The sequence below is a fragment of the Streptomyces sp. NPDC086787 genome (assembly GCF_044745865.1).
GTDB lineage: Bacteria > Actinomycetota > Actinomycetes > Streptomycetales > Streptomycetaceae > Streptomyces.
The window spans coordinates 118,502-125,274 of sequence record NZ_JBIVBC010000014.1 but is presented as its reverse complement, the minus strand read 5'-3'; the positions used below and the strand labels follow the sequence as shown (position 1 = coordinate 125,274).

The following is a 6,773-nucleotide window of genomic DNA, read 5'->3' as shown; positions in this document are numbered from 1 at the left end:
GGGGGGGGTGGGGGCCCCAGCCACCCCCGGGTGTGATTGGGTGCGGGGGTCACAAACCAAATCCCGGGGGGGGGGGGGGGGGGCGCGGCCCCCCCCCCCCCCCCCCCCCCCCGCACTCGGTGCTCGGCCGTTCGAAGCCGACTGTCGTGGCTTCGGCCAATCCACGGGCTCCGGCTGCGGCCGGACCGACGCCGAGCCGGCTGCCGACGTCGATGGGCGTTGTTCTTCTTGCAGGGGAGCCTCCCTGGTGGCGGTGATGTCGCGGCGACATCGCGTAGGAGGTCGATCAGCATGTCTGCGAGCGGCGTGAGACTGGCGTCGGTTCTTGTCAGGGCGTAGAGCTGGCGGTAGGGCCTGGGGTGGGCCAGTTCGCGATGGGTGGTGCCGGGCCCGGGTCAGGGCCAGTCGCGACACCAGAGCCACAGCGCTGCCTGTGCCGACGAGGGCCTGGACGACGTCGTAGGACTCGGTCTCGAACCGCACGGTGGGAGTGAAGCCGGCTTCGCGGGCAGCGTCGTGGAACTGTGCGCGGGCGGCGTGGCCGGCCAGGATGGAGACCAAGATTCGTCGCGCAGTTGTTCCAGGTGCAGTTCGCTGTCCGCGGGCTGCCCGATGGCCAGAGGGTGGTCGTCGGGCAGAACCACGACCATCGGGTCCAGCAGGAGCGGGTGAGCGCGCAGGTGCGGGGGCGGCGCGAGCGGCGTGCCCCAGGACGCGACGAGGGCGAGATCCAGGCACCCTTCGCTGATCTCGTCCGCCCCGCGTCCGGACACCACGTCGACGACGAAGACGTCGGCGTCCGAATGGCGGTGCCGCAGAGCCGTCGGGGCGGGTGGCAGCAGATGCAGGGCAGCAGCCTGCCACGTTCCGATCCGCAGCCGTAGGGAGAGGTGACCGAGCAGTGCGGCCAATTGCGCCTCGGCCTTGTCCGACGCCTCCTCCACGGTTCGACCGTGAGAGGCGAGCAGCGCACCGGCCGCGGTGAGCGTTGCTCCGCGAGGGCAACGGACGACCAGGGGCACCTGCCAGTCGCGCTCGGCCTTGGCCACCTGCTGGGCCACTGCCGCGGGCGGGAGTTGGAGGGCGTGAGCCGCCGCCGTCAAGGAGCCGCGACGCTCGATCAACGCGAGAAGCCGCAGCTGTCACCTGCTCGCCGATCGCATCCCCAACGCCCGACTCCACCTGATCCCCGAAGCCCGGCACTCCTACTTCGAGGAGTCCGCACCCACGCCAGCCCCCTCGTCCTGGACTTCCTCACCACCGCGGACGAGTCGTAGGCCATTCGAGAACAGTGCCGCAGCCCTGAACGGCCGCAGGAGGGGAGGGGGTGGATTGTGCGCCATCGGCAGTTCAACACGCGGGACTTGACAGGGAACGCACATGGTCGGACGACGCCACCCACGCCTTCCGGACCAGGTGTCCGTCGACATCGTCGCCCGATCGGCGACACCGTCCGGTGCGATCACCCTCGCCGTGCGAGAACGGGCGCCAGACGGTCATCGGCCGTGAGGAGGACTGTCCCACCGACGTCGTCAACGAAGTCGCGGGTCCATCACTGGTTCGCGATAGACCCCGTCAACGGGGCAAAGGCGTGAAACATCAACAGGTGAGGCCGCCGAGTTCGGTGCGCTCCGGGGGGATGGGCATCCTCGGTAGCGTGACCATCTGCTGCACGGGGGGTCCATGGGTCCCGGCTGGTCCGTGCGGGTGCTTTCAACGGAGAGTGATGAGGCGGCGATGAGTGAACTGACGAAACCCGAGGTCCGCGTTCCGGGGGGTGACGCTCCGACCGAGCTGACCATCCGGGATCTGGTCGTCGGGAATGGGGCTGAGGTGAAGCCGGGCATGGTGGTCAGGGTCCATTATGTCGGGGTGACCTTCGAGTCCGGGAAGGAGTTCGACGCCTCCTGGGACCGGGGCGAGCCGTTCAAGTTCGCCCTGGGCAGTGGCAGGGTCATCAAGGGTTGGGACCGGGGGGTGAGGGGGATGAAGGTCGGCGGTCGGCGCGAGATCATCGTTCCCCCGCGACTCGGCTACGGGAATCAGTCGCCGTCGCCGTTGATCCCGGCAGGCTCGACCCTGGTCTTCGTGGTGGACCTGCTCGACTCGTACTCCGGCACGGCTGGGTGGAGTACCGCCTGACGCCCTGGCCGCGCCTTGGCTTCGACGCGCCGCGTCGTCTCCTGGGTCCGGCCGCCGTGTTCCTCGCCGCCGTTCCGGCTTCGGCCTCCGCAGCGTCCGAACTGCCCCGCCGCGACTCGTTGACCGCCGAACACCTGGGATTTCCCCCGGTCAGGCACCCGCGTTCCGGTCGACTCATCGGGAGGCCCAGAGTTTCCGGACCGGGCACGGACCAGGGCCCGACTCAGCCTGCGATGTCCCCGTAGCCCCGGCACGGTCTCCCGCTAGGACGAAGCCCCTGTTCACTGGGGCGGGTTCCGAGGTGCGGGGGCATCGTCGAAGAGAATGTGCCGCAGGATCCGCGTGAGGTGTGAGGCGAGCTGCTCGGGTGACATCGAGGCAAGTGGCTCGGTTCGTGCGATGTACCGGCTGAAGACCACTCCGATCATGTGTGACCCCACGAGTGCTACGCGGATGTCCAAGTCATCGCCGAGCACTGCCGGTGCGTCGGGGGAAAGCACGGACCGGTACGCAGCGGCACTGTGCTCCTGCATCGCGACCAGGAGGTGAGCGGCTGCACGTTCGTCGGACGCGGCACTGCGCACGAGGGCGACGAGTGGGTCGTTGACGGCGTCGGTCTCCATCCGCCGGACGAAGGCGTGGGCGATCCGGTCGGGCAGTGTCGCCGGGTCTCCGGCAACTACCCGTTCCAGGTCGCTGTTACCGGGCACGGCCGCGAGGAAGAGCCGCTCCTTGGACTGGAACTGACGTGTGATCAGGCCGTGGGTGACACCGGCTCGGCGCGCGATCTCGCGGAGGGTAGTGCGGGCGTAACCACGCTCGGCGAAGGTGTGACGGGCCGCCTCCAGAATGGCCGCCCGGTGTCCCTCCGGGTCCCGTCGGCGCGTGCGCAGTGGCTTCTCGGACGCATCCTGACCGTTCATGGCGTCTCCTTCATCTGATCACTGTAGTGCCGGCCACCGGGGTCCACACCGACCGCTGGTACTCTTAATATCCAAGTGGACATTAAGAGTCCATTGAGATGGGAGGCTGCTGTGAGCACGAGTCCGCCGGAGTCCGCGGGGATCGTCGAGACACGGCTACTGCACAAGATGCACCGGGCCGCGACGTCCCTGCTGGCCGACGCCGCGCAGCGCGACAACGCCCCGTCGGCCGCGCTGGCCGAACTGCGTGACTTCCTGGTGGCGGCGCTGCGGCATCATCACGAGAGCGAAGACGATGTGCTCTGGCCGCAGTTGATCGCCGCCGACCCGGTGGCCGGCGCCGTGCTGAGCGAACTCAGCACGGAGCACGATGCGCTGGACGCGGCATTGGACGCGCTCGCCGCCGCTCCCGTGCGGGACGATGCGGACCGGGCACCGGTGGCCGCCGCGGCAGCCAGTGTGCGCGACCTGGTGCACCAGCACCTTGAGCGCGAGGAACCGGTGCTGTTTCCCGCGTTGGCAGCGCACATGTCGGATCGGGCCTGGTCCGAGTTCTCCCGCGCGGTGATCGCCTCGGCCCCGCCCGTAGGTACCCACCTCAACCTTGGTTTCTTCGAACAGGTGGGCACTCCCGCCGAGCTCGCGGTGGTCACGGCGAACCTGCCGCAAGCCGTTCTTCCCCTCGTGCCGGCCATGCGTGAGCAGGCCGAAGCCACCCTGAACAGCCTTCGCGCAACCGACAACTCAAGGACGGTCATCGCGTGACCAGCACACTCATCGTCGGCGGCAGCGGCGGCCTGGGCGGAGTGATCGCCCAGCACTTCGCAGACCGCGGTGACGAAGTCATCATCACCAGCAGGGACAAGGCACGGGCCGAGACCATTGCCGCCGGGATCGGCGTCGGCGTCCGGGGGCTGGCCCTCGACCTTGCCCAACCCGAAACAATCAGCGCCTCGTTGGCCGACGTGGCCGAGGTCGACAATCTTGTCATCACCGCGGTCGGGCAGGCCGCGAACACGCTGGCGCAGTTCAACATCACTGATGCCGTGACGGCCGTGACCATGAAGCTCGTCGGCTATGCCGAGACCGTCCGTGTGCTGCGCGACCGGTTTCGCCCAGGCGCTTCCGTCGTTCTCTTCGGCGGGCTCGCCAAAGAACGCCCGTATCCGGGCTCGACCGTCGTCACCACCTTCAACGCCGGAATCACCGGCTTGGTGAAGACCCTCGCGGTGGAGCTGGCTCCGCACCGCGTCAACGCCCTGCATCCGGGCCTGATCGGCGACAGCCCCAAATGGCGCGACGTTCCCGACCCACCGCACTCGGCCCAGACACCGATCGGACGACTGGTGACGATGGCCGAGATCGCCGACGCCACCGACTTCCTGCTCCGCAACACCGGCATCAACGCCCACGACCTGTACATCGACGGCGGCCTGCTGGCCACCTGACCCACAACCCCACGCGAGTTCATAGCCCCCTCGCTCTACTGCTTGAGCATGGAGGCGTGGCAACGCATGGGAACGCGAAACCGGCGGGTGCCCGCTCCATGTGCTGTGGAGCGGGCACCGCTGTCTGCTTACTGAACGGGCCCGGGGCGCATCGCCATCACCGGGGGAAGGCCCCTGTATGACGCACGCCGGTCAAGCCCGGAGCGATGTCACTGAGGCCCGACCTCCCACTTCACCTGGCGCTGCGAGGCGTTGCCGTCGCTGTCCGTCGCGGTGAACGTGATGTCGAAGCTGCCCTGCTGGGTGGGACGGCCCGAGACCACACCAGTGGACTTGTTCAGCGTCAACCCCTGGGGCAGGCCGGCGGCGGTGAAAGTGACGCGCTGACGCTGCGGGTCCGGCGCCTGCAGCCGCAACAAGGACTGCCCTCCGACCGCGCTCCTCTGATAGTTGATCCACTTCAGCGACGGAGCCTGCGCCGCCTCAGGCACCGGGTCGCTGCCGTCGACCCCGACCGCGAGCCACGCCGCTCCCACGGCCTTGGTCTCGGCACTGTTGCTCCCGTACAGGTCGGCAGCGGCGCGCAGGCTCGCGGCGCGGGCTCCGGAGAAGGTGGAATTGGGCACCAGGTAGCGGGTCAACGCGCGGTACCAGATCTTCCCGGCCTTCTCGTTGCCGATGCCCTTGACTGCCGGTGCTCCATCACAGGTGGGGCTGTTCCCCCACCGCGACTTCACGCTGCCCACGGCCAGTTGGTAGAAGAACTTGTTGCTGATCCCGGCGAGCGCGTGGGGTTCCGCTTCGCCCTCTCCGATTCCGGGTGACCAGCAGCCCATGGACTTCCCGTCCTTGGTGGGATCGTCCATGTACCGCAAGGGCGTGCCGTTCAGGCCCTCACCGATGGTGTAGTCGGGCCGGTCCTTGGAGTTGTCCGCCGAGAACTCCACCAGGGTGCCGAAGATGTCGCTCGTGGACTCGTTCAGGCCACCGGACTCACCGTATGTGTTCAGGCCCGCGGTCACGCCGGTGATTCCGTGGCTCATCTCGTGCGCCACCACATCGAGGGTGTTGGCCGCGGAAAGGCCACCTCCCGCCGGGCCCAGATACATGCAGCCGCACTCCGGGTCGAACTGGCCGTAGACCTCACCGTCGGCCGTACCGACATCGGTGAACACCCGGGCCCCTTTCCCGTCGTCGTAGATGCCGCGCCTTCCGTGCTGCTTCAGGAAGTAGTCCCAGGTCTTCACTGCCGCGTAGTAGGCGTCCACGTCGGTGGTCTGCCGATCGTCCCTGGTTCCGTCGCCCCACACGTTGTCGGTGTCCGAGGACAGGGTGCCGGCGTACCAGCCTTGGACGTCGCCGCCTGCCAGGTTGCGTACCTGGACACCGCCTCGTCCGGGGTCCTCCAGCAGGAAGTCGCCGTTGGCGTTCCGGCTGGTGCTGATCTTCACGTCACCATTGTGGTAGCCGTGCCCAAGGCCGGTGGAGGGCGTGCCTGCCTGAGCCACACCGGTCATGGCCACGGCAGCGGCCACAGCCGCCGCCAGTGCGAGTGCTTTGGATGTCTTTCTCATGCAGCCAGGCTGCTCAGACCAGATGATCGCCCCTGGCCCGGATTGTCACGGATCAGTAACCGGAATGTCGAGCCTGCTGCGCCTTCCGTGGTCACTGTGTTCGAGGTGGCCGGCACCGCGTCATTCAGAAGGAATGCGGAACTCGAATTCGGGACGGTCCCACGGCACGGCGGGCGGGTTCGCGAGCGCCGTCCCGGTCCGTACCGCACCGGCGCGGTGGTAGAAGTCCGCGGCGGGAACATGCGACACGACCTTGACACGGTCGAGCCCGGCGGCGCGTGCCTCGGACCGCATGTGCGCGACGAGCTGTCGCCCAATACCCCGTCGTTGCGCTTCGTCGGCGACGAACAACAGGTCGAGCTCCGGCGGCGCGAGGACGAGCGAGTAGAAGCCGAGGACCCGGCCTCCGTGCTCGTCGGCGGCCACGGCGACGAAGACGCGGTGGGCCTCGATGTAATCAGGACCTACCCGGTAGCCCGCGACTGCGGCCTCGTACTTGCCCTCGTAGGCGCCCGAGCCACGCACGAGCCGTGTGAGCCGTTTGGCGTCCCGCGCGACGGCCCTCCGTATCGTGACCGGCCGCCTGACCAGGGAAGTACGTGAACCCATCGGGAGAGTATGTCCCATGAGCGCAGCGTCCGCGGCCCGAGGGCGACCGGATACAGTGCGCGAGACGGCAGCCCGGT

Annotated in this window: 6 protein-coding genes and 2 pseudogenes; 4 read left to right on the top strand and 4 right to left on the bottom strand. The window is 68.4% G+C overall.

Translation table 11 applies throughout. The annotated features are described in order from the left end of the window. Positions 1–1,103: pseudogene (locus ACIPK3_RS27315) on the bottom strand (LysR substrate-binding domain-containing protein); the annotation flags it as partial. Between the two features lie 43 nt (positions 1,104–1,146). On the opposite strand from ACIPK3_RS27315, the pseudogene ACIPK3_RS27310 reads away from it, so the two are divergent. Beyond that, a pseudogene (locus ACIPK3_RS27310) lies at positions 1,147–1,277 on the top strand (alpha/beta fold hydrolase); the annotation flags it as partial. A 460-nt stretch (positions 1,278–1,737) separates the two neighbouring features. Continuing rightward, entirely contained in the window at positions 1,738–2,142 is a 405-nt protein-coding gene (locus ACIPK3_RS27305; protein WP_402573815.1) for an FKBP-type peptidyl-prolyl cis-trans isomerase, read from the top strand. Positions 2,143–2,423: 281 nt separating this feature from the next. Here ACIPK3_RS27305 and ACIPK3_RS27300 read toward each other — a convergent pair whose 3' ends face one another. Further along, positions 2,424–3,065, bottom strand: a complete 642-nt coding sequence (locus ACIPK3_RS27300) for a TetR family transcriptional regulator (RefSeq protein WP_402573813.1) — start codon at positions 3,063–3,065, stop codon at positions 2,424–2,426. Positions 3,066–3,176: 111 nt separating this feature from the next. Here ACIPK3_RS27300 and ACIPK3_RS27295 point away from each other — a divergent pair, with 111 nt between their 5' ends. Continuing rightward, on the top strand, positions 3,177–3,830 hold the full coding sequence (locus tag ACIPK3_RS27295) for a hemerythrin domain-containing protein (protein ID WP_402573811.1): 654 nt from the start codon (positions 3,177–3,179) through the stop codon (positions 3,828–3,830). After that, positions 3,827–4,513: an SDR family oxidoreductase gene (locus tag ACIPK3_RS27290; RefSeq protein ID WP_402573809.1), complete on the top strand. Its 687-nt coding sequence runs from the start codon at positions 3,827–3,829 to the stop codon at positions 4,511–4,513. The genes ACIPK3_RS27295 and ACIPK3_RS27290 overlap by 4 nt, the downstream gene beginning before the upstream one ends. Positions 4,514–4,722: 209 nt before the next feature. On the opposite strand, the gene ACIPK3_RS27285 is transcribed toward ACIPK3_RS27290, so the two are convergent. Both ACIPK3_RS27285 and ACIPK3_RS27280 read right to left on the bottom strand, forming a co-directional pair. After that, on the bottom strand, positions 4,723–6,087 hold the full coding sequence (locus tag ACIPK3_RS27285; protein ID WP_402573808.1) for a M4 family metallopeptidase: 1,365 nt from the start codon (positions 6,085–6,087) through the stop codon (positions 4,723–4,725). A gap of 120 nt (positions 6,088–6,207) precedes the next feature. After that, positions 6,208–6,696: a GNAT family N-acetyltransferase gene (locus ACIPK3_RS27280; protein WP_402573806.1), complete on the bottom strand. Its 489-nt coding sequence runs from the start codon at positions 6,694–6,696 to the stop codon at positions 6,208–6,210. Positions 6,697–6,773: the final 77 nt, after the last annotated feature.

Bases quoted from the DNA above. Each gene is read 5' to 3' on its own strand.
- ACIPK3_RS27280 (WP_402573806.1), bottom strand. From the start codon at position 6,696: ATGGGTTCACGTACTTCCCTGGTCAGGCGGCCGGTCACGATACGGAGG.
- ACIPK3_RS27300 (WP_402573813.1), bottom strand. From the start codon at position 3,065: ATGAACGGTCAGGATGCGTCCGAGAAGCCACTGCGCACGCGCCGACGG.
- ACIPK3_RS27285 (WP_402573808.1), bottom strand. From the start codon at position 6,087: ATGAGAAAGACATCCAAAGCACTCGCACTGGCGGCGGCTGTGGCCGCT.
- ACIPK3_RS27305 (WP_402573815.1), top strand. From the start codon at position 1,738: ATGAGTGAACTGACGAAACCCGAGGTCCGCGTTCCGGGGGGTGACGCT.